This window comes from Glutamicibacter sp. X7, from assembly GCF_054889245.1.
Genome location: NZ_CM142678.1, coordinates 274,181 through 298,343 on the forward strand (window position 1 = coordinate 274,181; position 24,163 = coordinate 298,343).

General features: G+C 60.9%; 19 protein-coding genes. 15 read left to right on the top strand and 4 right to left on the bottom strand.

The window, feature by feature from the left end; all coding sequences use genetic code 11:
* Positions 1–40: 40 nt before the first annotated feature.
* Both ACYU0X_RS01475 and ACYU0X_RS01480 read right to left on the bottom strand, forming a co-directional pair.
* The gene (locus ACYU0X_RS01475) at positions 41–1,459 is read right to left on the bottom strand and encodes a ferredoxin reductase (protein WP_309410072.1); all 1,419 of its coding nucleotides are present in this window, start codon (positions 1,457–1,459) and stop codon (positions 41–43) included.
* Positions 1,456–2,760 (bottom strand): aromatic ring-hydroxylating oxygenase subunit alpha, encoded by a 1,305-nt coding sequence (locus ACYU0X_RS01480; RefSeq protein ID WP_459275374.1) that lies wholly within the window; start codon positions 2,758–2,760, stop codon positions 1,456–1,458. Before ACYU0X_RS01480 ends, ACYU0X_RS01475 begins: the two co-directional genes overlap by 4 nt.
* Positions 2,761–2,914: 154 nt before the next feature.
* Between ACYU0X_RS01480 and ACYU0X_RS01485 the strand changes: the two genes are divergently transcribed.
* Positions 2,915–3,901, top strand: coding sequence for a LysR substrate-binding domain-containing protein (locus ACYU0X_RS01485; RefSeq protein WP_461901907.1), 987 nt, complete (start codon positions 2,915–2,917; stop codon positions 3,899–3,901).
* Between the two features lie 106 nt (positions 3,902–4,007).
* Positions 4,008–5,222 carry a formaldehyde dehydrogenase, glutathione-independent gene (gene fdhA, locus ACYU0X_RS01490; protein ID WP_309410069.1) on the top strand — a complete coding sequence of 405 codons (1,215 nt, stop codon included), beginning with the start codon at positions 4,008–4,010 and terminating at the stop codon, positions 5,220–5,222.
* A 171-nt stretch (positions 5,223–5,393) separates the two neighbouring features.
* On the opposite strand, the gene ACYU0X_RS01495 is transcribed toward fdhA, so the two are convergent.
* Complete coding sequence (locus ACYU0X_RS01495; RefSeq protein WP_461901908.1) at positions 5,394–6,056, bottom strand: GntR family transcriptional regulator; 663 nt, start codon at positions 6,054–6,056, stop codon at positions 5,394–5,396.
* A 123-nt stretch (positions 6,057–6,179) separates the two neighbouring features.
* Positions 6,180–6,842, bottom strand: coding sequence for a GntR family transcriptional regulator (locus ACYU0X_RS01500; RefSeq protein ID WP_418909284.1), 663 nt, complete (start codon positions 6,840–6,842; stop codon positions 6,180–6,182).
* 143 nt (positions 6,843–6,985) lie between these two features.
* Between ACYU0X_RS01500 and purU (ACYU0X_RS01505) the strand changes: the two genes are divergently transcribed.
* The 13 genes from purU (ACYU0X_RS01505) to ACYU0X_RS01565 all read left to right on the top strand — a co-directional run bounded on the left by purU (ACYU0X_RS01505) (position 6,986) and on the right by ACYU0X_RS01565 (position 24,108).
* On the top strand, positions 6,986–7,888 hold the full coding sequence (gene purU / locus ACYU0X_RS01505; protein WP_309410068.1) for a formyltetrahydrofolate deformylase: 903 nt from the start codon (positions 6,986–6,988) through the stop codon (positions 7,886–7,888).
* Positions 7,889–7,919: 31 nt separating this feature from the next.
* Positions 7,920–8,543, top strand: coding sequence for a cyclodeaminase/cyclohydrolase family protein (locus ACYU0X_RS01510; protein ID WP_461901909.1), 624 nt, complete (start codon positions 7,920–7,922; stop codon positions 8,541–8,543).
* On the top strand, positions 8,540–9,454 hold the full coding sequence (locus tag ACYU0X_RS01515; RefSeq protein WP_461901910.1) for a bifunctional 5,10-methylenetetrahydrofolate dehydrogenase/5,10-methenyltetrahydrofolate cyclohydrolase: 915 nt from the start codon (positions 8,540–8,542) through the stop codon (positions 9,452–9,454). The genes ACYU0X_RS01510 and ACYU0X_RS01515 overlap by 4 nt, the downstream gene beginning before the upstream one ends.
* A gap of 249 nt (positions 9,455–9,703) precedes the next feature.
* Positions 9,704–11,029 (top strand): serine hydroxymethyltransferase, encoded by a 1,326-nt coding sequence (gene glyA / locus ACYU0X_RS01520; protein WP_461901911.1) that lies wholly within the window; start codon positions 9,704–9,706, stop codon positions 11,027–11,029.
* A 2-nt stretch (positions 11,030–11,031) separates the two neighbouring features.
* The gene (locus ACYU0X_RS01525) at positions 11,032–12,249 is read left to right on the top strand and encodes a sarcosine oxidase subunit beta family protein (RefSeq protein WP_309409210.1); all 1,218 of its coding nucleotides are present in this window, start codon (positions 11,032–11,034) and stop codon (positions 12,247–12,249) included.
* 14 nt (positions 12,250–12,263) lie between these two features.
* Positions 12,264–12,557: a sarcosine oxidase subunit delta gene (locus tag ACYU0X_RS01530; RefSeq protein ID WP_309409208.1), complete on the top strand. Its 294-nt coding sequence runs from the start codon at positions 12,264–12,266 to the stop codon at positions 12,555–12,557.
* On the top strand, positions 12,554–15,463 hold the full coding sequence (locus tag ACYU0X_RS01535) for a sarcosine oxidase subunit alpha family protein (RefSeq protein WP_461901912.1): 2,910 nt from the start codon (positions 12,554–12,556) through the stop codon (positions 15,461–15,463). The genes ACYU0X_RS01530 and ACYU0X_RS01535 overlap by 4 nt, the downstream gene beginning before the upstream one ends.
* The gene (locus ACYU0X_RS01540) at positions 15,456–16,109 is read left to right on the top strand and encodes a sarcosine oxidase subunit gamma (protein WP_459275196.1); all 654 of its coding nucleotides are present in this window, start codon (positions 15,456–15,458) and stop codon (positions 16,107–16,109) included. Before ACYU0X_RS01535 ends, ACYU0X_RS01540 begins: the two co-directional genes overlap by 8 nt.
* 129 nt (positions 16,110–16,238) lie before the next feature.
* The gene (purU, locus tag ACYU0X_RS01545) at positions 16,239–17,111 is read left to right on the top strand and encodes a formyltetrahydrofolate deformylase (protein WP_461901913.1); all 873 of its coding nucleotides are present in this window, start codon (positions 16,239–16,241) and stop codon (positions 17,109–17,111) included.
* A gap of 435 nt (positions 17,112–17,546) precedes the next feature.
* The gene (locus ACYU0X_RS01550) at positions 17,547–19,004 is read left to right on the top strand and encodes an MFS transporter (RefSeq protein ID WP_461901914.1); all 1,458 of its coding nucleotides are present in this window, start codon (positions 17,547–17,549) and stop codon (positions 19,002–19,004) included.
* A gap of 453 nt (positions 19,005–19,457) precedes the next feature.
* Positions 19,458–20,657, top strand: coding sequence for a pyridoxal phosphate-dependent aminotransferase (locus tag ACYU0X_RS01555; RefSeq protein WP_418908189.1), 1,200 nt, complete (start codon positions 19,458–19,460; stop codon positions 20,655–20,657).
* Entirely contained in the window at positions 20,654–21,613 is a 960-nt protein-coding gene (locus ACYU0X_RS01560) for a 2-hydroxyacid dehydrogenase (protein ID WP_418908190.1), read from the top strand. Before ACYU0X_RS01555 ends, ACYU0X_RS01560 begins: the two co-directional genes overlap by 4 nt.
* A gap of 521 nt (positions 21,614–22,134) precedes the next feature.
* Complete coding sequence (locus ACYU0X_RS01565) at positions 22,135–24,108, top strand: BCCT family transporter (protein WP_418908191.1); 1,974 nt, start codon at positions 22,135–22,137, stop codon at positions 24,106–24,108.
* Positions 24,109–24,163: the final 55 nt, after the last annotated feature.

The following is a 24,163-nucleotide window of genomic DNA, read 5'->3' on the forward strand; positions in this document are numbered from 1 at the left end:
TAAGTATTAAAGCGTGTGGTGTGGTTGGTGTGACGTGACGCTAGGCGTCGATGACAAGGTCACTGTTCGCGGTGGAGCAGCAGGGCAAGAACTTTCCGGCCTCGATTTCGCGGGCGCGAATGCCACCTTGGTGGTTCATATCGATCTCACCGGAAAGCTTCACGACCTTGCAGGAGCCGCACATGCCTTCTTGACAGTTTGCGCCGATACGCACGCCCGCGCGCTGCGCGGCGTTGAGAATGAACTCGTCCGGGCTAATGCGCACATTCACCTTGGTGCGGGTAAACGACATGGTCAGTTCGCCCTCACCGACGGTCTTGAACGAGCCCGTGTCGGGTGTCGACGGGGCAGCGTCCTCGGCCGGAGTCTCGGCCTCGGAAACCGGCACCGGAACCTCGGCGTCAACGGCCACCAGCTCCATGCCGCTAGCCTCCAGCGTGCCTTCGGAGTCATAAGCCGGTTCGTACATGCTCAGTGCCTCGGGCTGTGCCTCGAAGTACTCCTCGGCCGACTCGGCAATTTCCTCGGCGTACTCGCCAGCGATCTCTCCCGCGATCTCGACTTCCTGCGCGTACTCGAGGATGGTCTGGCGATCTCCGGAGAAGAACTCCATGAAGATGGAGGTGTCGTCCACACCCACCTTGTTCAGCAACTCCGCGGCGATATTCAGGTAGCCTTCCGGGCCACAGGCGAAGACCTTGCGCCCGTTGGCATCCGGAGCCACCTGATCGATCATTTCGGCGGTGAGCCGTCCGATCATCCCTTCCCACACGCCCGGCTTGCTTCGGTCGCCCAATGAGTAGAAGACCTTAACGCGCGAATCGACCTGCGAGAGGTACTCGAGCTCCTGGGAGAAGGCGAAACCGCCAGGCTCGGCGCCGTGGTACAGAATGACCACGTCGGCCTGACCCGGAAGCGAGCAGATGGTGCGCACCATCGACATGATCGGGGTGATACCGGCACCCGCGGCCAGGAAGAGGTAGCGGGCGCGGCGATCGGCGTCGGGCAGGTGGAAGGCACCCACCGGGCCGAGCATGTCCAGCACCATGCCGGGGCGCACATTGTCGTGCGCCCAGCCGGAGACCAGGCCCTTGGGGTCGCGTTTGATGGTGACGCTGAAGGTCCATGGTTCTGTGGGGGCGCTGGAGATCGAGTAGCTACGATCGACCGGGTCCTCGTCCGGGCCGTTGACCGGAAAGGCAATATTTAGGTATTGTCCGGCGCGAAAGGCCAGCGGGGCACCATCGGCGCGGCGGAAGACGAAAGTCATCAGTCCGCCGGCCTCGGGGATGGTCTCCACGCACTCGGCGAGGAATTCCTGGGGCCGCCACGGACCCAGAGCGCGGGCCGCACCAGCGGGACCCTCGGAGCTGCTCAGTACTCGGTTCCACGGCATTTCCAGTCCGCGGATGCGCTGAGCCTCCACCGTCGTACTCAGAGTGGCGACTTCTTCGCTCATGCCAGGTGCTCCAGAGCGCGCTGGGTGTACCAGTTGATGAAGGCCTCAACCTGGTATTCGCTCTTCATGTACGGGCCCTGCTCGTAGGCCGGGCTTGCGGCACCTACCTGGCAGAGTTCCACGAAGTTCTTATCCTGCAGGTTGGTCTGCTTCCAGGTGTAGGTCAGCTTCTCCAGATCGTAGTCATCGCCTTCGACTGCGTCATCGGCGACGAGCCAGGTGGTGCGCACCAGGGTCTGGTGTTCGTTGATCGGGAATGCACCGAAGGTGATCACGTGGTCGGACTGGAAGTGGAACCAGCTGTTTGGCTGCAGGTGCATGGAGCAGCGGCCAAGGCGGAAGTCGCGCAGGTCGCCGAGCAGCTTCTTGGAGAGACGGTGGCCATCGGCGGAGAAGGATTCGCCGTCCCCGTCGAGGGATTCACGGGAAATGCGGAAACCGGCGATGCGGGTGTCCAGTTCCTCGAGCACCTCGTACGGCAGGCCGTAGCGGCGGCAACGTGCTTCCAGATCCGCCTGCGCGGTCTTGTTGCGCTCCCAGACCTCTTCCAGGTGCGGCGGGATGATGCCGTCGGTTAGGCCCCAGGTCGGGAATAGCGAGCAGGCAAGCTCTGGGTGACCATCGCAGTGGTAGCACTCGCGATTGTTCTCCATGACGAGCTTCCAGTTGCCCTCTTCGATGATGTTCTGCTGGTAGGCAACCTTGGTCTTGCCCAGGTCATGCGGTGCCAGGTATGGCTCGAAGATCTTGGCGACTTCGTCAAAGTCGGTTGGCGGTTCTTCGGCGATGCACACGAAGATCAGGCCGGCGTAGACGCGGCTATGTGCCTTCTTGAGCGCGAAGCAGTTCTTATCAAACTTTCCTTCGCCCGGCGAGGAGGCGTGGATGAGGCTGCCTTCTGGCGAGTAGGTCCAGGAGTGGTAACCGCAGACGAGGTTGCCGGTGGTGCCCTGAGCCTCGGTGAGTACGCGAGCGCCACGGTGACGGCAAACGTTGTGCAGGACATTGACCCCGCCGTCGTCGTTACGCAACACGATGAGCGAGTAGGGCCCGTAGTCCAAGGTGACGTAGTCGCCCGGCTCGGGGATCTCGGCGACGCTGGCCGCGAAGAGCCAGTGCTTGCCGAAGATAGCTTCCATATCGACCTTGAAGAGATCTGGATCGGTATAGAACGGACCTTCCAGCGAGTACCCTTCGCGACGGTTTTCGAACAGCGTCTTGATTTCAGCGAGACGAGTATCGGTAAGTGTCGCTGTGAGCTTGCCGGGTGTGGTGCGCGGTGCGCTGACCGAAGCAGTCATTGTCGTACTCCTAGATGCACAGAGAACGGGTTCATAAGAACGGAGTTATAAGGGGGGGAAGTAGGTGACAGCAATCACCTCTAAATTGACGGTAAGCACTTTGGCGCTGAAACAAAAGCGCAAGAAAGTGTCTGCAACTGTACAGTTTCGTTGCATGATTGATGCACGGCTCAAAACCCTCAGGGTGCTTGCCACAACTGGTACCATCGCCGCTACCGCAGACCTTACCGGATACTCGGCCTCTGCGGTCTCGGCGCAGATACGTGAATTGCAACGAGCGCTCGATATGAAGCTTGTTGTACGCGACGGTCGCGGGGTGCGATTGACCGCGACGGGACGTCACTTGGTGACGGGAATTGACGCAATTATGTCGCAGTGGGAGCAACTGCGCGCGGAGTCCATGCAAGCTGGCGGTCAGTTGCCGGCGAATTTAGGCCTTGGTGGATTTTCAACCGCGGCAGCCCATCTGCTGGCTCCGCTGGTTAGTTCCCTGCGGGTGACGCATCCGCAGCTATCGGTCCACGTGATGGAGGCCCAGCCGCAACGTTGCCTGGAATTGCTCCTGGCCGAACGGATCGATGTGGCGGTTATTGTTGCTTCGCATATTGAGGCGCAGCCCGCCGACGCGGAGCGTTTCGAGCAGACGCCGTTGCTCGATGACCCGCTAGACGTCATCCTGCCTTCGAGTCACCCGCTGGCAGCCCGGGACTCGGTCACGCTCGAAGAGTTGGCTGGCGATGACTGGATTACCGATGTGCACGGTTCGGTCTATCGCTCCCTGTTCACTGCTGCCTTCACCATGATTGGCGCAACTCCTCGGGTGGTTCACGAAGCCGTGGAATGGGAGACCATGGTGGCTTTCATCGGTGCCGGCATGGGAGTTGGGCTGGTGCCGCGCTTGGCTTCGCTCTGGCAGGCCGAGAATGTTACTCGTTTGCGTATTACGGGTAGGGCCAAGCCTGCGCGTCGCATTGTTGCCGTGGCCCGCAAGGGGAGTATGTCGTCCCCGGTGATCCGTCAATCGCTTGAAGTGCTCCAGAATAACGCCCGAATAATTCTGGCCGAACGTCTGGCCGAAGAGCACAAGTCGGAAGATGAACTGGCTCTAATTGAGAATGATTATCAACATACCTCTGAGTAGGAAAAATTTCCTGCGCTGAGTATTGACACCAACTGAGCGAGTGGCATGATTGGGGGTATTCGCCAATAGGTATCCAACTGATATTTCAATGAAGAAAAGGTGGACAATGAGCAACTTGGCAGTCAGCTACGCCGGTCCAGGCAAAGTCGAGCTGATCGACACCCCCTACCCAGAGTTCGAACTGAAGGACGGCCCGGGCGTCAACCCGGCAAACGTTGGTCGAAAGGTCCCGCACGGCGTCATTCTGCGCACGGTGGCCACCAACATCTGTGGTTCCGACCAGCACATGGTGCGCGGTCGCACCACCGCACCAGAAGGCCTGGTCCTCGGGCATGAGATCACCGGTGAAGTGGTCGAGGTCGGTCCCGACGTCGAGTTCCTCAAGGTCGGCGACATGGTTTCGGTTCCCTTCAACATCTCCTGCGGACGTTGCCGCAACTGTAAAGAGGGACAGACCGGCATTTGCCTGAACGTCAACCCGGATCGCCCCGGATCGGCCTACGGCTACGTCGACATGGGTGGCTGGGTCGGTGGCCAGGCCGAGTACGTTCTGGTGCCTTACGCAGACTGGAACGCCCTGAAGTTCCCGGATCGCGACCAGGCCCTGGAGAAGATCCTCGACCTGACCATGCTCTCGGACATCTTCCCAACTGGTTTCCATGGCGCGGTCGGCGCTGGTGTGACCGTAGGTTCGACCGTGTACGTGGCCGGCGCCGGTCCGGTGGGCCTTGCCGCTGCCACCTCGGCGCAGCTACTCGGTGCAGCCGTTGTCATCGTTGGTGACCTGAACGCCGATCGTTTGGCTCAGGCGCGCAGCTTCGGGTGCGAAACCATCGACGTCTCGCTGGGCGACCCGAAGGACCAGATTGAGCAGCTGCTCGGCGTTCCCGAGGTTGACTGCGCGATTGACGCAGTGGGCTTCGAGGCTCGTGGACACGGCCACGGTGCAGCCAGCGAGCAGCCTGCCACGGTGCTGAACTCGATGATGGACATCACCCGTGCCGGTGGCTCCATCGGCATTCCGGGCCTCTACGTCACCGGTGATCCAGGTGCCGTGGACGAAGCTGCTAAGGTGGGCTCGTTGTCGATGAGCTTCGGCCTGGGCTGGGCTAAGTCCCACACCTTCGTGACCGGTCAGTGCCCTGTCATGAAGTACCACCGTGGCCTGATGCAGGCGATCCTGAACGACAAGGTGTCGATTGCCAAGAACGTGAACGCGACCGCGATTCCACTCTCCGAGGCTCCGCAGGGCTACGCCGCCTTCGACGAGGGTGCGGCTCAGAAGTTCGTGCTGGATCCGCACGGTATGATCCGTCGCTAATATCCCCACTGCTTAAGAGGTGGATCGGAGCAACCCGATCCACCTCTTTTGTCATGCCCTAGACGCCGCACACAGAAGCTTGTGGGTGCACCCTGTCGTGACGGTCACAGCGCCGCCAGCGCACGGCTATCTTGCCGTGCCCTGGCGGCGCTGTGAGTTAAGGGGGTGATGCTAAAGGGTCTGGCGGATGGCGGCTTCAAAGTTGCGCACATGGCTCGATACTAATTCCGCGGCCCGGTCTGCATCGCCGTCGAGAATTGCACGCAGTAGCCCGGAGTGCTCCCGGATGTGTCCGGCAATGTCGGGCAGCTGATCGATCACCAGGCACCAAATGCGGGTAACCAAACTGTCGAGCCTCACCAGCGTCTCTTCAAGGTGCGTGTTATCGCATGCCTTATAAATGAGGCGGTGAATATGCATGTCCGTGAGCAGTAGGCTGCGCTGATCGTTGATCTCACCTAGCGCATCGATCCGCTCTAACTGTTCCGCGATTTCGGTGCGGATGGCCGCGTCGGGGTTCAGCGCGGCATTGCGAACGGCCAGCGGCTCGAGGCGCTGACGGATTTCTGAAATTTGCGAGAGTTCACGGAATTCAACGGCGGTGGCGAAGGTGCCGCGTCGTGGGTAGGAAACCACCAGGTGATCGGTCTCCAAACGCTTGAGTGCTTCGCGAATCGGAGTGCGCCCAACGTTTAGGTCGGCTGCGAGCTGAGCTTCGTGAATCGGCTGTCCCGGGGCGATGTCCAAGAGGATGAGTTGATCGCGCAACGATTCATAGGCGTGTTCGGCCATTGATTTGTCGCCGGCGCTGGGCTTCTGGACTGTGATGGACACCTGATATGCCTCTCATCTCACTATTGATGTATTAGAGAATTCTGTTGAGTCACACACTAGCGCTTAATCGCCTTTTCGGGGAGTGCTTGCCCAGGATTTGCCAAGCTAGCGGCCGTGAAAGGGCTAGCCGCTAAACAGTGCGCTGTGGACCGAAGACTCAAAGTCGGAAACGTGGTGGTGGGCGAGTTCGCTGGCCTTATCTTCATCGCCATCGATGATGGCTTGGAGTAGCGCGACGCTTTCGGTGACGTGATCTGCCACGCGGGGTAAGCGTTCGATAACGAGGCACCAGATGCGAGTGGCCAAATTGTTGTAGCGAATCAGTGAATCCTCGAGGTGGGGATTCCCGGCGGCACTATAGATTGCGCGGTGAATCGAAGCGTCGCATTCGAGAACCTCGGTGGTTGTCGCCTCTTCGATATCGAAGGACTTGAGCTGCTCGATGAGGTTCTTGAGCCCGGCACGCTGTTCTGGAGAAGCGACCCTAGCGGCGCGCGCGGCGGCCATTGGCTCCAGTTGCGTGCGTACTTCAGATATATAGGACAGGTCGGTAATCTCCACGCGCGTGGCGAATGTGCCGCGTTTGGGGTAGCTGATGACCAGTCGGTCCACCTCGAGTCGCTTGAGCGCCTCTCGCACGGGGGTGCGCCCCATACCGAATTCCTCTGCCAACTTGGCGTCGTGGATTGCCTCGCCCGGGGCGATATCGAGAAAGAGGAGCTTGCGCTGGATCGCTGCGTAGGCCTTGTCCGCCAAAGATGTCTCGGTGCCGGCAGTCCGGTCCATGGCAAAGTACGACACGTTCTCGCCGCCCCTTTCGCAGATTTTCCTCAGGCTATTGACCCCTGTTCTTTCTGCGCTCTAGACTATCTTAACCTCTAATATATCAGTCATGCACACTCTGGTGTATCTATAAGTCTGGAGTCCCAATGGAGCTTCTTCAGCCCGCCGATAAGGATCTGGAAATCTGGGAAGGTAGCGTCGAATCGCCTACTTTCATCTTAACTTTTTCCGGCCTTGATCGCCCTGGAATTATCCATGCTGTCACCACTTTCCTCCTTGAAAAGGGATGCAATATTCGGCAGCATCAGCAGTTTGACGACACGGAGAATGGCACCCTACATGGGCGCACGTCATTCACCGGGCCGGTGGGTCTGGCGACCGAAACGCTCGCCGATGACTTCCTGGACACGGCGTCATGGTTTGGCCTGACCTACAACTTCTATGACCAAAAAGCTCCGCAGCTATTGGTGATGGTCTCAAAGGCCGGCCACTGCCTCAACGATCTGATCTTCAAGGATCGCAATGGGCAGCTCGGCGGCGAGGTGGCCCTCGTGGTGTCGAACCACGAAGATCTGCGCCCGATGGCGGAGTCGGCGGGTCTACCCTTCGTGCACATTCCCGTGCAGCCCGATACCAAGGAAGCCGCCGAGGCGCGCCTGTTGGAGTTGGTGGAGCAATACAATATCGATCTCGTAGTGCTCGCCCGCTACATGCAGGTACTTTCGGATGACCTGTGCCGGAAGCTCGAGGGGCGGGCCATCAACATTCACCACTCCTTCCTGCCCGGTTTCAAGGGTGCCCGCCCGTACCACCAGGCCCATTCCCGCGGCGTGAAGCTAATTGGTGCCACCGCGCACTATGTCACCGCCGACCTGGATGAAGGCCCGATTATTGAGCAAGAGGTCATTCGCGTGGACCACACGTACTCTCCGAAAAACCTGGCTTCCGTGGGCCAGGATGCGGAAGTGCTGGCTCTCTCGCGTGCCGTGAAGTGGCACTGCGAACATCGCGTACTACGCGACGGTGCAAGCACCGTGGTTTTCCGTTAGGCCATAAAGAAAGAATGAGCAGGAGTACTCGATGATTAAAGACGAGCCTATTGGCGCGTATCTAGAACGATTGGCCTCGCGCGCGCCAACTCCCGGCGGAGGCGCGGTGGGTGCCCTGCATGCAGCTCAGGGCGCCGCGTTGGTCAGCATGGTGGCGCTGTATAGCACCGGTGAAAAGTTCAAAGCCCACGAGGCGCGCGCTCAAGCCATGGCGGCTCGCGCGCAGGAACTGATCACTCAGTCCTTGAACGCTGCGGATGAGGACGAGACCGCTTTCGCCTCGGTCATTGCTGCCTACCGGCTACCGGCAACCACGGAAGCGGAGAAGGCTGTGAAGACCGCGCAGATACAGCAGGCGCTGGGTCTGGCCAGTCGCCCGCCCCAGCGTTTGGTGGCGCTGTCCATTGAGCTGATCGACCTATGCTCTGAGCTCAAGGACTTCGGTAACCCCAATGTGCTCAGTGACGTAGCGGTAGCCGCGGAATCTGCGCGTGCCGCCATTGGCACCTCGTTGGCTACCTTGGAGATCAACATCGCCGAAATCCGAGACCCTGACGTCGGGGCAAAACTGCGCGCCTGTGTGGCGCTCGGGGAGCGGGCCGTGATTGACGCGGAAGATGTGGCTCGTGGTGTGCGTCAGGTGGTCGCGGCATGACGGCTCGTGTACTAGGCGGAAAGCCTGTGGCCGCGCGCATCCGCGAAGAAGTGGCCCAGAAGGTCGAACAGCTGCAGCAGTCGAATGTAAAGCCGAAGCTTGCCATCGTGGTGGCCACCGACAATGGTGCGACTCAATGGTATGTCCGCTCTATCGAGCAGTCGGCTCATCGCGCGGGCATAGCCTGCGATGTGCATGATTTGGGTAGTCAGGCCACGGTGCAGATCATTGCCGAGACGTTGAATCGGCTTAGTGCCGATCGCGAAGTCCACGGCATTATTCTGCAGACCCCTTTGCCCGAGGGCGCATCCCTGGAGATTCTGGCCTCGCATATTGCGGTGGAAAAAGACATTGATGGGGTCAACCCCATGAGTTTTGGGTGTCTGTCCGCTGGGCTTCCGGCCTACGCGCCGGCCACGGCGCGTGCGGTTATCGAGATCCTGGATCACTATGAGGTCCCCATCGCGGGGCAAGATGTAGCCGTCGTGGGCCGTTCAATGGTGATCGGCCGACCGGTGATGCAGCTGCTGCTGAATCGTCACGCTACCGTGACGGCCTGCCACTCGCGCACAGTCGATTTGGCCGCGCATACGCGCCGGGCCGACATCGTGGTGGCCGCTGCGGGTAGCAGGGACCTCATTACCGCCGAGCACCTGAATCCGCAGGCTGTGGTGATCGATGTGGGAACCAATGTCGATGAGCAGGGCAACCTTGTCGGCGACGTTGACTACGCCGCGGCGACCGAGGCTGCTCAGGCCGTTACGCCCGTACCGGGCGGTGTGGGAACGGTGACAACGTCGCTGTTGCTCCTGCATGTCGTCGAGTCGGCGCTTCGCCTCGGCCGGCCCTGCGCCGAGCGTTGGGTATCCGACGCGCCCTTGGTCGCCGAGCCGTGGAGCGGCAGCTGGTAAAGACCCGGTGCTTCAAGACCCCCGGAAGAACATGTTCTTCCGGGGGTCTTGTCATATGCCGACTGATTTTTTGTTGCCTTAGGTGCCGGAACCCCCCGGAATTCCGGGGAAGATTCGCCGCCTGGGAGTGCCGAGATGAAGTCATTTAAAAATGGTTGGCTACTCCTCTTGACCCTATGATGCATGACACATACGATTGTGATCAGTTCTTGATATATCAGTCGTTGATCATAGATTGGAAGACACGCGATGACACAGCAAGCTCAGTTTGAATCTCTTGCCCCGGCGTCGTTGACGCAGTCCTTGGCGGAGTTGGATCCGGAGGTGGCGGCTCGTATTGATGCGGAGCTGGCACGTCAGCAGCGTGGTCTGGAGATGATCGCCTCGGAGAACCATACGGCGCAGGCTGTGATGCAGGCGCAGGGTTCGGTGTTGACGAATAAGTATGCCGAGGGGTATCCGGGTCGCCGGTATTACGGTGGTTGTGAAGAGGTCGATGTGATCGAGACTCTTGCGATTGATCGTTTGAAGGAGTTGTTTGGTGCGGCGTTTGCTAATGTGCAGCCGCATTCGGGGGCTCAGGCGAATGCGTCGGTGTATCACGCGTTGGTGCGTCCCGGGGATACGGTGTTGGGGTTGAACCTGGCGCATGGTGGTCACTTGACGCATGGGATGAAGTTGAACTTCTCGGGTCGTTTGTTCGACATGGTGGCCTACGGTGTGGATGAGCATACCGGTGTGGTGGACATGGACGAGGTTGAGCGGTTGGCGGTGGAGCATCAGCCGAAGATGATTGTGGCTGGTTGGTCGGCGTATCCGCGGCAGTTGGATTTCGAGCGGTTCCGTGCGATTGCGGATAAGGTCGGCGCGTATTTGTGGGTTGATATGGCGCACTTTGCTGGTTTGGTGGCGGCGGGGTTGCATCCTTCGCCGGTGCCGCATGCGCATGTGGTGACCTCGACGACGCATAAGACGTTGGCTGGTCCGCGTGGTGGGATTATTCTCTCGAATGATGCGGAGATTGCGAAGAAGTTGAATTCGGCGGTGTTCCCTGGTCAGCAGGGTGGTCCGTTGGAGCATGTGATTGCTGGTAAGGCGGTTGCGTTTAAGATTGCTGGTTCGCCGGAGTTTAAGGAGCGTCAGGAGCGGACGTTGGCTGGGGCTCGGATTTTGGCGGATCGTTTGATGCAGGCTGATGTGGCGGCGAAGGGTATTAGTGTGCTCTCCGGTGGTACTGATGTGCATTTGGTGTTGGTGGATTTGCGTGAGTCTGAGTTGGATGGTCAGCAGGCTGAGGATTTGTTGGCGCGGGTGGAGATTACGGTGAATCGTAATGCGGTGCCGAATGATCCGCGTCCGCCGATGGTGACTTCGGGGTTGCGGATTGGTACGCCGGCGTTGGCGACGCGTGGGTTCTCCCAGGAGGCGTTTGCGGAGGTTGCTGAGGTGATTGCGCAGGCGTTGATTGCTGGTGCTGAGGGTGATGAGTCGGTGTTGGTGGGGTTGCGTGAGCGTGTGGAGGCTTTGGCTGCTGCGCATCCGCTGTACCCAGAACTGAAGAAGGTAGGAGAGTAATCATGGCGGATCTGCTTCCAGAGCACCCGGACTTCCTCTGGCGGAACCCGGAGCCGAAGTCGTCCTATGACGCAGTGATCGTCGGTGGCGGTGGCCACGGCCTAGCCACGGCCTACTACCTCGCCAAGAACCACGGCATGACCAACATCGCTGTGCTGGAGCGCGGCTGGTTGGCCGGCGGCAACATGGCCCGTAACACCACCATTATTCGTTCCAACTACCTGTGGGATGAGTCGGCCGGTATCTACGAGCACTCCCTGAAGCTATGGGAACAGTTGCCCGAGGAACTGGACTACGACTTCCTGTTCTCGCAGCGTGGTGTGCTGAACCTGGCCCATACCCTTGGCGACGTCCGTGAATCGGTACGCCGCGTCGAGGCCAACAAGCTCAACGGCGTCGACGCCGAATGGCTCGACCCGCAGCAGGTCAAGGAAGTTTGCCCGATCATCAACATCGGCGACAACATCCGTTACCCAGTCATGGGTGCGACCTACCAGCCGCGCGCAGGTATCGCCAAGCACGACCACGTGGCCTGGGCCTTTGCCCGCAAGGCCGACGAAATGGGTGTAGATATCATCCAAAACTGCGAGGTCACCGGCATCCTCAAGGAAGGTAACCGCATCGTTGGCGTACAGACCAGCCGCGGCACCATCCACACGCCAAAGGTCGCGTTGGCCGCCGCCGGGCACTCCTCGGTGGTCGCCGGGATGGCCGGGGTACGCCTGCCCATCCAGTCGCACCCGTTGCAGGCGCTGGTCTCCGAGCTCTTCGAGCCGGTACACCCCACCGTCGTCATGTCGAACCACGTACACGTGTACGTCTCCCAGGCACACAAGGGCGAACTGGTCATGGGCGCCGGCATTGACGCCTACAACGGTTACGGACAGCGTGGTGCCTTCCACGTGATCGAGGAGCAGATGGCAGCTGCCGTGGAGCTCTTCCCGATCTTCGCTCGTGCCCACCTGCTACGCACCTGGGGCGGCATCGTGGATACCACCTTCGACGCCTCGCCGATCGTCTCGAAGACCGAGGTCGACGGACTGTACGTCAACTGCGGTTGGGGTACCGGTGGCTTCAAGGGAACCCCGGGCGCAGGATTCACCTATGCCCACACCATCGCAAACGATGAGCCGCACGCGCTGAATAAGCCTTTCGCGCTTGATCGTTTCGAAACCGGACGTTTGATCGATGAGCACGGCGCCGCGGCCGTGGCCCACTAAGCGAGGGAGAGGCAATGCTGCTAATTGAGTGCCCGAATTGCGGGCCGCGCGACGAAACCGAGTTCCACTACGGTGGACAGGCCCACGTGGCCTACCCGGAGAACCCTAGCGAGCTCAGCGACAAGGAATGGGCCGAGTTCCTGTTCTACCGCGATAACACCAAGGGTCTCTTCGCGGAACGTTGGAGCCATTCGGCCGGATGCCGCAAATGGTTCAACGCCATCCGCGACACCGTGACCTACGAATTCAAAGCCATTTACCCCATGGGCCAGCCCCGCCCAACGCTGAAGGAGGACAACGCATCATGAGCTCACAGCGACTCGATGCCAGCCGTGCCCCCGGCCATTCGATCGACCACGGCACCGAGCTGACCTTCACCGTTGATGGTCAGGAATACCGCGGACTAGCCGGCGATACCATTGCCAGTGCGCTACTCGCCTCCGGACGTGTTGACTGCGGCAACTCCCTGTACTTGGGGCGTCCCCGCGGCATCATGTCCGCCGGTGTCGAAGAGGCCAACGCCTTGGTTTCCGTTTTCGACAACGGCCAGGGCGGCGTCAACGAATCGATGCTGCCTGCCACCACGGTGACGTTGCGCGATGGCTTGCAGGCCGAGCTTCTGAGCGGTCTGGGCGTCCTCGACCCGCGTGAAGACACCGCGGTCTACGACCGCAAGTACGTGCACACCGATGTCTTGGTCATCGGCGCCGGCCCGGCAGGAATCGCCGCGGCCCGGGAAGCCGCCAAGGGCGGGGCACGCACCATCCTGATGGATGACCAGCCGCAGGCCGGTGGCTCGCTACTGTCCACTCGCGAGGAGAGCATCGACGGGCGTCCGGCACTGGACTGGGTCGCCTCGAACCTCGAAGAGCTGGAGCAGGCGGAAGACTTCACCTACCTGGCCCGCACCACCGCGTTCGGCAGCTACGACCAGAACTACGTCATCGCCGTGCAGCACCGCACCGATCACCTGCCGCAGGCAGAGCGCCCGGGCGTATCCCGTCAGCGCATCTGGCACGTACGCGCCAGCCAGGTCATCTTGGCCACCGGTGCGCACGAACGTCCGCTGGTCTTCGAAAACAACGACCGACCCGGCGTCATGCTCGCCGGGGCCGTGCGTAGCTACCTGAACCGTTACGCCGTCGCCGCCGGATCGCAGGTCATCGTGGCCACCACCAACGACTCCGCCTACGCTCTTGTCGAGGATCTCTTCCTCGCCGGAGTCAAGGTCGAAGCCGTATTGGACTCGCGGTCCGAAGCAACCGAGGTCTCCCGCGCGGTAACCGAAGCTACCGGTGTGCAGGTGCGCTACTCCAGCACCGTTGTGGACACCGAGGGCGAGGGCCCCGCCGGGCGCGTGAGCGCGGTATTCGCCGCCAGCCTTGATAGCAACGGAGCCATTGCCTCGGAGGTTGAGCGCATCCCCGGTGACTTGCTGGCCGTCTCCGGCGGCTTCTCGCCGGTGGTTCACCTGCACAGCCAGCGCCAGGGCAAACTGGCCTGGGACGATCAGGTGGCAGCATTCGTGCCTTCGGCACCGGTGCGCAACCAACAGACCGCGGGCGCCGTCACCGGCAGCTACTCGCTGGTAGCAGCACTCGAGCAGGGGGCGGAGGCCGGCCACAAGGCCGCCGATCAGGTTGGCTTCGCTAGCGAACTGACCGTGCCGCAGGCCCAGCCGCGTCCCGAGGGTCCGATTGCTCCGCTGTGGCTGATCCCCGGCCGCACGGGCGTAGCCAGCGAGTGGAAGAACCACTTCGTTGACCTGCAGCGCGACCAGTCCGTGGCCGACGTACTACGCGCCACCGGCGCCGGCATGCGTTCGGTGGAGCACGTCAAGCGGTACACCTCCATTTCCACCGCCAACGACCAGGGCAAGACCAGCGGCGTAAACGCCATCGGCGTGATCGCACATGAGCTGAATGCCGCGTCCCTGGGTGAGGTGGGCACCACCACCTTCCGCGCTCCCTACACCCCGGTGGCCTTCGTGGCACTGGCCGGTCGCCAGCGCGGTGAGCTATTCGACCCGGCCCGCGTCACCTCGATTCACCCGTGGCATGTTGCCGCAGGTGCCCTCTTCGAGGACGTCGGACAGTGGAAGCGCCCGTGGTACTACCCGCAGCCGGGTGAGGACATGGACACCGCGGTGTTGCGTGAATGCGCCGCCGTCCGTGAATCCGTGGGCTTCATGGATGCCAGCACGCTGGGCAAGATCGCCATCCGCGGTAAGGATTCCGCCGAGTTCCTCAACCGCATCTACACCAACCCCTTCCTGAAGCTGAAGGAGGGCATGGGACGCTACGGCGTGATGTGCACCCCCGACGGCATGGTGTTCGACGACGGTGTGACGCTGCGCGTGGCCGAGGACGAGTTCTACATGACCACCACCACCGGTGGAGCGGCCAAGGTGCTCGAATGGCTCGAAGAGTGGCACCAGACCGAGTGGCCCGAACTCGACGTGGTCTTCACCTCGCTCACCGAGCAGGTTTCAACCATCGCCGTGGTTGGCCCTAAGTCCCGTGCGGTGCTTGAGAAGGTTGCCCCGGATCTGGATGTCTCGCAGGAGTCCTTCCCGTTCATGGCATTCCGTGAGACCACCCTGCCTGGAGGTATCCCGGCACGGGTCGCGCGTATCTCCTTCTCGGGTGAGCTCGCTTTCGAAATCAACGTCGATACCTTCTACGGGCTGCATGTCTGGGAGGCCGTTGCCGAGGCTGGGGCGGAGTTCAACATCACCCCTTACGGCACCGAAACCATGCACGTGCTGCGTGCGGAGAAGGGCTTCATCATCGTCGGTCAAGACACCGACGGTACTGTCACTCCGCAGGATGCCGGCATGGACTGGGTGGTCTCCAAGAACAAGGAGTTCGTCGGCAAGCGTTCCTACGCACGCGCAGATACCGCTCGAGAAGATCGCCGCCACTTGGTGGGCGTGCTACCTGTGGACAAGACGACCCGTCTGCCCGAAGGTGCACAGCTGGTCAACGCCGGAACGCCGATCACTCCGGAGGTGGCACCGGTACCGATGGAAGGCTACGTCACTTCCTCCTACTTGTCCGCTGCCCTAGAGCGTCCGTTCGGCCTGGCGCTGATTTCCAACGGGCGCAACCGCATCGGCGAGATCATCCAGTCTCCGGTCAACGGAGTATTGGTCGACGTCGAAATCACTTCACCCGTTCTTTACGATCCGGAAGGGGCACGCCGCGATGGCTGAGCACACCTTGATCACCACCGAACCGAACGCAGAGGCTCAGGCCTTGAATAAGCTTCGGGTCGCGCCGGCGGCCCACCTAGCTCAGGCAATGGCCGATGCTCAGGTCGACGGTGAGCGTTCCGTGGCACTGCGCGAGACTCCCTTCGCCGTGCAGCTCGGCGTCCGTGCGGTGCTCGGCACCGCATCGGCCGAAGCCATCGAGGGCATCCTGGGGTTTGCACTGCCCACCGAACACGGGCAGACCACCGGTAACCCCGACGGAGTCCACGCCCTGTGGATCGGTCCGGATGAATTCCTCATCGTCGATCCCTCGCGCCAGCAGGTGCAGGGCGAGGCCACCACGTTGCAGGTGGCCCTGGACGGACTGCCCGGTCAGGTGCTGGACCTTTCCGCCAACCGGACGCTCTTGACGCTCACGGGCAATAGCGCCCGGGCGGTCCTTGAAAAGGGATGCCCAGCCGACCTGCATCCGCGCGTCTTCGCGGTGGGAACCGCCATCGCCACGGAACTTGGACCGGTTCCCGTGCTGCTGCACCGGAGCGGGGAGCAGGAATACCGCATCTACCCACGAGCCTCGTTCGCCGATTTCGTGGTGCGTTGGATCCTAGACGCGAGCGTCGAGTTCGCCTCCCCGGAAGTTCCCTAACCGAGGTGGCATACTTCGTGGGCCCGGCGTTGTGATACGCCGGGCCTACGAACCCCTTAGAGCAGTCAAACCACACATATTTCAGCCCGTCCGGTAGCGTCCGGCGGCTAACCATCAGGAGCAATAAATATGGACTCTCGTGCCGATAGCTACGTGCTGACCTTGTCCTGCACGGACAAGGTGGGCATCGTGCATGCCGTCACCGGTGTGCTCGCCCAGCACCACAGCAATATCACCGAGCTCAAGCAGTTTAACGACGTCCGCGCCGGTCAGTACTTCCTGCGGATTGAATTCTACCTCGGCAGTGCCTCGGACGCCTCCAGCAACATCGATTCCCTGGAAGCTGCGCTGAAGCCGGTCGTCGAGAACTTCGACGCCACCTGGGGTTTGCGTCCTGCGGGGGCGAAGAAGCGGGTGTTGGTGATGGTTTCGAAGTTTGGGCATTGCTTGAATGATTTGTTGTTTCGGGCGCGGATGGGTGAGTTGCCGGTTGAGATTGCGGCGGTGGTGTCGAATCATCCGGATCATCGGCAGCAGGTTGAGTGGCATGGGATTCCGTTTTTCCATGTTCCTGTGACGGCTGAGACGAAGCCTGAGGCTGAGGCGCGGTTGGTGGATCTGATTGATCGTTTTGAGATTGATTTGGTGGTGTTGGCTCGTTATATGCAGGTGTTGTCTGATGAGTTGACTCGTCAGTTGACTGGTCGGGCGATTAATATTCATCATTCGTTCTTGCCTTCGTTCAAGGGTGCTAAGCCGTATCATCAGGCGTTTGAGCGTGGTGTGAAGACGGTGGGTGCGACGGCTCATTATGTGAATAGTGAGTTGGATGAGGGTCCGATTATTGCGCAGCAGGTCAAGGATGTGGATCATTCGTTTGGTCCGGAGGATTTGGTGGCTGCTGGTCGTGATACGGAGTGTAAGGCGTTGTCGGATGCGGTGCGGTGGCATTGTGAGGATCGTGTGTTCTTGAATGGTTCGCGTACGGTTGTGTTGCGTTAGTTCCTGCCCTGACGCCCCGCGCCACTAGCTAGAGAGCCTCCCGAGTCGTTGCTGTCGACTCGGGAGGTTCTCTCGCGTTTCGCGTGTTTTTCATGAAAGTTCGTTGCCTTAAACCGACCAGCCATCTCACATCTCGGACGATCCGCGAAGCGGGCAAGATTTACCGAGTGGCGGAAACACGCAGGTGGGAACCTGTTTAGGGGAAGAGTTTTGGGGGCTGCGAGCCCTAGGAAAAGCTGAGAATATACATATATATGTTGTATATCACTCTCGTGTCAGGTTAAATCTTTAACAAGCTTGCACATCGCGGAATGAATCGAATGCCCCCATGTGCATAGGCCGGAAGGGCCGCGTTCTTGCTCCCTAGGAAAGTAGACAACATTGTCGGAAGCCTCCAGATCTCAGCGCCCATCTCTGCCGCGGACGAGCCGTCGCTTGCGAGCCGAGGACTGCATCGTCGTCGATCGGAAGGAGCTGCGTAAGGCGCAGCTCGGTGCCGGTGTCGGCAACTTCATCGAATGGTACGACATTGGCATCTACGGCTACCTGGCCGTGACCATGACGAGCGTTTTCACCGAGGGGATGGACGAGAGTCTAGGGCTGCTCGTGACCCTTTTGGGCTTTGCGGTCTCCTTCATCGTTCGGCCGCTCGGCGGGATGATCCTCGGGCCCCTTGGCGATAAGATCGGCCGCCAAAAGGTTCTATTCTTCACCATGGCCCTGATGGCCGGAGCTACCACGCTCATCGGTCTGCTGCCGTCGGCTGGCCAGGTCGGATTGTGGATCATTATCCCGCTGTACCTGCTGAAGATGCTTCAAGGGTTTTCGACCGGCGGCGAATTCTCCGGCGCCTCTACCTATGTTGCCGAATTCTCTCCGGACAGCCGTCGTGGCTTCTGGACCGCACTGCTGAATGCTGGCTCGATGCTTGGATTCGCCTTCGGCGCCGCGATGGTGGCCGTGACCTCAGCGGTCGTGACCTCGGCCTGGGGCGAGGGAGCCATGCTCGCCGGCGGTTGGCGGATCCCCTTCCTGCTCGCACTTCCGCTGGGCATCGTGGCGATTGTCATGCGAAGCCGAATCCCGGAGTCGCCAAGCTTTGAGGCCGCTCAGGAGCATGGGGAGTCCGAAAGCGAACTCGATCCCATTTTCGTGCGGCATGACCTGAAGAACATCTTTCGCCACTACTGGCCACAGATTCTCATTGGTTGCGCGCTAATTGCTGCCGATGGAACCTCGCAGTACATGCTCACCAGCTACATGCCCACCTACCTCGAAACCCAACTCGGCGCTCCCGCGGCACATACTGCGGTCGCTGCGGTGACGGTGCTGTTGCTGCAGGTGGTCTTGATTCCACTGGTGGCTACCTGGTCCGACAAGATCGGACGGCGCCCAATGTATCGCATCGCTACCATCGGCAACCTGGTGCTCCTGCTCCCGGCCTTCTGGCTCATGCAACAGGGAACGCTTGCTTCCCTCTATTTGGCCCTGTTCCTCGTCGCCCTGCCGAGCGCATTCTTCCTGGCCATGACCGGCGCGGTGATGTCCGAGCTATTCCCCACGGCCTCGCGCTACGGCGGAGTTGGGGTGACGCACAACCTGGCCATCTCGATTTTCGGTGGGACGACGCCGCTGGTTGGACAATTACTGGTTCAACTAACCGGCAACCCTTATGCGCCGGCGTACTACATCATGTTTTTCTCCGTCCTGGCGCTCATTGCGGTGGCGATGATGCGCGAGACGGCCCAACGTCCGCTACTCGGCTCGGTTCCCGTGGTCAGTAGCCGCGCCGAAGCCGAGCGGTTGGCCGGCGGGCAAGATGAGGATGACCGCATCGATACCAGCACCATGCTCTTGGGCGAGGAACCGAAGGTCGGCGCCTCAAGTATCTAAAGATTTACGCGGCAGAGTTCGTGCCGCGACCCAGGCTCGTGCCCCTGCGTTGGAATTTGGTCATGGATCCAGCGCGGGTCACACGGTTCGACTCATTCAACCCGGAATGGGAAGAGCCATAGGTGGGCGGAGTGCTCTCTACCTGCCGGCCGGGCATCCGCGGTGCGGATGCCCGGCACTCTTTTTAACGCGCCCGCAGGGGAATGGCGCGTACCCTCCGATGTCACGTGCGGTGTTTGAGCTCGTGCGTGGTTTATGCCGTTCTGCCGGTGGTAAACCCCGACTTTTGGGGAGTTTTGCGCGCCGGGACGGGGGCCTCAGGAGCGAAAATCGCGATTAATCTGTCTTAGATTCCTTCGTAACCATTGTCACGCGATTGATATATCAGTATCGTACTAGTCAGCAGATTTCACCCGAATCCCTCAATCACATTCGACGACGAAAGATTGTGTCATGCAACAACTAGCAACTCGCCTCGAGCGGCTCGGTACCGAAACCGCCTTTAGTGTGGCTCAAGCTGCCGCAGCGTGGAAGGCCAAGGGTAACGCCGTCTACCCATTCCACCTCGGGGACATCAACATCCCTACCGCGCCTCATATCGTTGAGGCGATGAATAAGGCGATCGCTGACGGTTACACCGGTTACTGCCCCGGTCCGGGTATCCCGCAGCTGCGTCAGGCTTTGGCCGAAGACATTGGCTCGCGCCGCGGTATGGAATTCAGCGCTGACAATGTCGTGGTGATGACTGGCGGCAAGCCGGTGATTACCAAGTTCCTGCAGGCCGTGATGGATCCGGGTCAGGAGGTTCTCTACCCGAACCCTGGCTTCCCGATCTACGAATCCCAGATTGAATACCTCGGCGGTACGGCCGTGCCTTATGGCTACCTCCCGACGGAGTCCGGTTTCGCGATCGATATCGAGAAGATCCGCGCCTCGATCACCGAGAACACCACGGCGATCATCTACAACGACCTGCAGAACCCAATTTCTGCCGAGTCCACCGCCGAAGAGCGCCAGGCCGTCGCGCAGCTGGCCATTGAGCATGACCTCTGGGTGCTTTCCGATGAGGCCTACTTTGAGACTCGCTACGAGGGCACCTCGAGCTCGATCGCTGCACTGCCTGGCATGGCCGAGCGCACCGTCATCCTTTACACCTTCAGCAAGAAGTTTGCGATGACCGGCTCGCGTCTGGGATGTGCCGTCGCGCCGCTGGAGATCGCAGAGGTCATGAGCAAGCTGAACACCAACGATGAATCCTGCACCACCCACTACGTGCAGTGGGCCGGCGTTGCCGCGTTGCAGGGGACCCAAGAGCCAGTTCGCGAGATGCTGGAGATCCTCAAGGAACGTCGCGACGTCGCCTGCGAGATCGTCAACTCCATCCCTGGTGTATCTGTCGCCGTGCCGCAGTCGACCTTCTACCTATTCCCGGACGTCACCGAGGCCATGGAGCGCAAGGGCTTCACCAACGTCGGCGACTTCGCGACCGCGGCGCTGGAGAACACCGGCGTGTCCTTCTGCACCCGCGAGCACTTTGGCCGCCGCCTGCCCGGCGAAGACCGTCAGTACATCCGCCTGGCCTACTCGGGGATTGAAACCGACGCCATTCGCGAGGGGCTGGGCCGACTACGAGAATGGATCGAGGCATCATGAGCAAGGTCGTAGTAACTGGGCGCGTGCCCGAAGCCGCCCTGGAACTGTTGCGCGCCGAGCACGAGGTGGACGCCTGGGATGGCACCGAGTCCATCGACCGTGCCGAGCTCTTGCGCCGAGTGGCGGGTGCGGACGCGATTGTCAGCCTGTTGACCGAACGAGTCGATGGCGAGCTGCTGGACGCCGCTGGTGAGCAGCTCCAGGTGGTATCCAACGTCGCGGTCGGGTACGACAATATCGACGTACCGGCCTGCACGACCCGCGGGGTGCGTGCGACCAACACCCCCGGCGTGCTGACCGAGGCAACCGCAGACATTGCCCTGGGCCTTATTCTCATGGCCACTCGCCGACTGGGCGAGGGGGAGCGGTTGATTCGCGCCGAGGAGCCCTGGAAGTGGGGAATGTTCTTCCTGCTTGGTAGCGGGCTTCAGGGTAAGACCCTAGGCGTCGTGGGTATGGGCGGCATTGGGCAGGCGACCGCCCGCCGAGCCAAGGCCTTCGGCATGGAGATTGTCTACCAGTCGCGTAGCGAACTGGATCCGGCAGTGGCCGCTGAACTGGGCGCTCGGCGCGTCGAGCTCGACGAGCTGCTCGAGATTTCCGATGTGGTTTCCCTGCACTGCCCCTACGGGCCGAACACTCATCATCTGATCGGCGCCGCGGAGCTGGATCGCATGAAGTCCAGCGCGTACCTGGTCAACACCGCGCGCGGTCCCATCGTCGACGAGGCCGCTTTGGCGCGCGCGTTGCGTGATGGGGTAATCGCAGGTGCCGGGCTCGACGTGTTCGAAAAGGAACCGCAGGTGCACCCGGAGCTGCTGGAACAGCAAAATGCGGTCTTGGTGCCGCACCTTGGTTCGGCGACCGTGGAAACCCGTACCGCCATGGCGGTATTGGCGGCGAAGAACACCCTTGCGGTGTTGGCCGGGGAGGCTCCTCCGACCCCGGTGAACTAGCTCGAACGACGGTCGGTGGCACCTGCGCCGCGCACATGTGCGCCCAGGTGCCCCGGCCGTCGGTCCATGGCGCTCGTCTTCTTCTGCTCCCGTGAGTGCACCTATAGCGCCACGGCCCCCTAGAATCGGTGCCCCCACGGCGGGCGACCGACACGCTCCGACTTCTTGCGATAAGCCCACGCTTACGGCGATCTACGTACGCGATGGGCGTATTCGTGCTGCCCTTGAAAGCCACGTCGGTAACTGATCGTCAAAAGATATATTTCCCTCTTCCCAGAGTTTCCGTGCGCGACTAAGATCGAATCACAAGCGTTGAGACCCGCGTCACATGAGCAGGCGCTGAGCCGCAAAGGCGGCTCAGGTCGACATGCTTCACGAGTATTGCGTGTGTCCCGCACAACGTCAGCTATGGGGCAGACGTAGCGTCCCACGGGTACGACCGTGGACAAGGTCCCGCAAGGAAGTCCACAGCATCGGACCAGCGGGCATTCCCTTATCATCCCGAAAGGATCCGAGGATAGATGTCGTCCAAAGAACAAACCGGGGGCCCCGCCAATACGGTGAGACCTCGCTCGACGCGTAGTTCGTCGATTCTCAAACCCGTATTCATTCCCGCATCAATTGCGATCATTGCTCTGATCGTGGCCACCGTCATCGTCGCGCACGTGGCGGGAGATGAACTAGCCGAGGTTACCGCGGCTATCAACGGCGCCGTGACCGACACCGTTGGCTGGTGGTACGTCCTAGCGGTCAACATTTTCATCATCTTCGCCCTGTACTTCGCCTTCTCGCGCGCCGGAAAAATCCGGCTTGGACGCGACGATGAGAAGCCAGAGTTTGGGATGGTCTCCTGGTTCATGATGCTCTTCAGCGCCGGCATGGGCATCGGACTGGTGTTCTTCGGCGTCGCTGAGCCGCTGAGCCACTACATGAACCCACCCGCCGCCCTTGGTGACGCCCCGGCCTCGGCCGACGCGGCGCGCGACTCCTTGGGCATCGTCATGCTGCACTGGGGACTTCACCCCTGGGGTATTTACGCGATCGTCGGACTGGGCATGGCCTACATGACCTTCCGTCGTGGTCGTCCGCTCGCGGTGCGTTGGCTACTCGAGCCACTGCTGGGCCGCGAACGCGTCGAAGGCTGGGCCGGCCACGTCATCGACACCATCGCCATCGTGGGAACCCTCTTCGGTGTGGCAACCTCCTTCGGCTTCGGTGTCACCCAAATTACCTCGGGCCTCGAGTATCTCGGATGGATCAAAACCTCTAACGGTCTGATCATCGGGTTGATCGCGGTCATCACGCTGATTGCTACCTGGTCGGTGGTCACCGGTGTGCACAAGGGTCTGAAATGGCTATCGAACATCAACATGTCGTTGGCAGCGCTCCTTGCACTAACCATCTTCATCTTTGGGCCAACGATCTTCCTCTTGAAGGCCATCCCAGAAAACTTGGGTACCTACCTGAGCCTGTTGCCGGACACCATGCTGCACACCGGCCCGTTCTCTTCCGACGGCTGGGAGAAGGCGTGGACCATTTTCTACTGGGGCTGGTGGGTCAGCTGGGCACCGTTCGTGGGCATGTTCATTGCTCGTATTTCGCGTGGCCGCACCGTCCGCGAATTCATTGTGGGCGTTCTTCTGGCACCTACGCTGGCCAGCCTGCTGTGGTTCACGATCTTCGGTAACTCCGGCATCCTCTACCAGATGCAGACCGGAAATATGCTCAGCGAAGACCCGACGAGCGGCGAGCTGGTCGTCAACAGCACCACCGCGCTCTTCCAGTACTTCGGATCATTCCCCGAGGCTGTGGCAGCAATTCTCAGCGTTGTGGCCATGTTTGTGGTCGTATTCTTCTTCGTGACCTCGTCCGACTCGGGCTCGTTGGTTATCGACATGCTGGCCTCGGGCGGTAGCACCAATACCCCGGTGGCGACCCGCGTGTACTGGGCCGTGCTCGAAGGTGTTGCAGCCGCGGTACTGCTGATTGTCGGTGGTTCAGTGGCCCTGACGGCGCTCCAAACCCTGTCTATTCTCACGGCGGCACCGTTCTCAATCATCTTGGTCTTGGCCTGTGTCTCGCTGTTCCGGGCCTTCCGACATGAAGTGGCGCAGATGCCGAGCTACATGCAGGTGATTCCTGCGTCGGATGCCACCGGCAGCCTCCCGGCCTTGAGCCTCCAGACCGGTCCGTTGAAGGGTCTGCGTCACGCATCGACCAAGCTTGAGAGCTTCCCGGCCCCACCGGTGCACAGCGAGGACTCCAACGGCGAGGCACATATCATCACCTTCCGCCCGGTGGAGCCCAGCGAGGTGACCATCGACCCGGATACCGGTGATGCGCACCTGAACGAGGAAGTGACCGATCCGTTGGCCGGACAGGTGTTCGATACGCCGGAATTCGAGATCTCGCAGGAGTACCTCAACCAGGGTGGTCATCTCGAGCAGGCCAGTGATGACGATCCCGACGCCCAGCGTGAGAACGCACCGGTCTAAGCACATAGGCTGTATCTCTGGACCCGTATCCCAACCGGGCAAGCATTAAAGATTC

Bases quoted from the DNA above. Each gene is read 5' to 3' on its own strand.
- ACYU0X_RS01560 (WP_418908190.1), top strand. From the start codon at position 20,654: ATGAGCAAGGTCGTAGTAACTGGGCGCGTGCCCGAAGCCGCCCTGGAA.
- ACYU0X_RS01535 (WP_461901912.1), top strand. From the start codon at position 12,554: ATGAGCTCACAGCGACTCGATGCCAGCCGTGCCCCCGGCCATTCGATC.
- ACYU0X_RS01530 (WP_309409208.1), top strand. From the start codon at position 12,264: ATGCTGCTAATTGAGTGCCCGAATTGCGGGCCGCGCGACGAAACCGAG.
- ACYU0X_RS01540 (WP_459275196.1), top strand. From the start codon at position 15,456: ATGGCTGAGCACACCTTGATCACCACCGAACCGAACGCAGAGGCTCAG.
- ACYU0X_RS01515 (WP_461901910.1), top strand. From the start codon at position 8,540: ATGACGGCTCGTGTACTAGGCGGAAAGCCTGTGGCCGCGCGCATCCGC.
- purU (WP_461901913.1), top strand. From the start codon at position 16,239: ATGGACTCTCGTGCCGATAGCTACGTGCTGACCTTGTCCTGCACGGAC.
- ACYU0X_RS01480 (WP_459275374.1), bottom strand. From the start codon at position 2,760: ATGACTGCTTCGGTCAGCGCACCGCGCACCACACCCGGCAAGCTCACA.
- ACYU0X_RS01475 (WP_309410072.1), bottom strand. From the start codon at position 1,459: ATGAGCGAAGAAGTCGCCACTCTGAGTACGACGGTGGAGGCTCAGCGC.
- ACYU0X_RS01510 (WP_461901909.1), top strand. From the start codon at position 7,920: ATGATTAAAGACGAGCCTATTGGCGCGTATCTAGAACGATTGGCCTCG.
- ACYU0X_RS01525 (WP_309409210.1), top strand. From the start codon at position 11,032: ATGGCGGATCTGCTTCCAGAGCACCCGGACTTCCTCTGGCGGAACCCG.
- glyA (WP_461901911.1), top strand. From the start codon at position 9,704: ATGACACAGCAAGCTCAGTTTGAATCTCTTGCCCCGGCGTCGTTGACG.
- ACYU0X_RS01500 (WP_418909284.1), bottom strand. From the start codon at position 6,842: ATGGACCGGACTGCCGGCACCGAGACATCTTTGGCGGACAAGGCCTAC.
- ACYU0X_RS01485 (WP_461901907.1), top strand. From the start codon at position 2,915: ATGATTGATGCACGGCTCAAAACCCTCAGGGTGCTTGCCACAACTGGT.
- ACYU0X_RS01555 (WP_418908189.1), top strand. From the start codon at position 19,458: ATGCAACAACTAGCAACTCGCCTCGAGCGGCTCGGTACCGAAACCGCC.
- ACYU0X_RS01565 (WP_418908191.1), top strand. From the start codon at position 22,135: ATGTCGTCCAAAGAACAAACCGGGGGCCCCGCCAATACGGTGAGACCT.
- purU (WP_309410068.1), top strand. From the start codon at position 6,986: ATGGAGCTTCTTCAGCCCGCCGATAAGGATCTGGAAATCTGGGAAGGT.
- fdhA (WP_309410069.1), top strand. From the start codon at position 4,008: ATGAGCAACTTGGCAGTCAGCTACGCCGGTCCAGGCAAAGTCGAGCTG.